This is a genomic window from Confluentibacter sediminis (genome assembly GCF_003258355.1).
In the GTDB taxonomy this organism is placed as follows: domain Bacteria; phylum Bacteroidota; class Bacteroidia; order Flavobacteriales; family Flavobacteriaceae; genus Confluentibacter; species Confluentibacter sediminis.
Genome location: NZ_QKPO01000089.1, coordinates 1 through 374 on the forward strand (window position 1 = coordinate 1; position 374 = coordinate 374).

Sequence of the window (374 nt, forward strand, 5' to 3'; positions counted from 1 at the left end):
CGCGGGTGTAACGTATGAGCCTTATCACACCACCCGCAACCCTTGTGCCCAAATGGCCGTTGCCCCAATCACGACTATGCGCGAATACTCGCTAATATGGCAATCAGCAGTCCGCTGATAATGGAGGTTTCATGGCTCAGTCAGACTTTGAACAGGAATCGACCGCGAACGCAACGTGGAGCCGCATGCTGCAAGGCAACCGGCGCTTTGCCGAGGGCAAGCCCGACCACCCATGGCAGGACAAGGAGACCCGCCAGACGCTGCTTGATGGCCAGAACCCGGATGCCGCGGTGCTCTCCTGCTCGGACTCGCGCGTACCTCCGGAAATCATTTTTGATCAGGGCCTGGGCGACCTGTTCACCGTGCGCACCGCC

General features: G+C 59.9%; 1 protein-coding gene. It reads left to right on the forward strand.

Annotated features, from left to right (window positions below; genetic code table 11):
• Positions 1–131: 131 nt before the first annotated feature.
• Positions 132–374, forward strand: a 243-nt coding sequence (locus DKT72_RS19055) for a carbonic anhydrase (RefSeq protein WP_502243707.1), incomplete at its 3' end; no start/stop codon positions are given.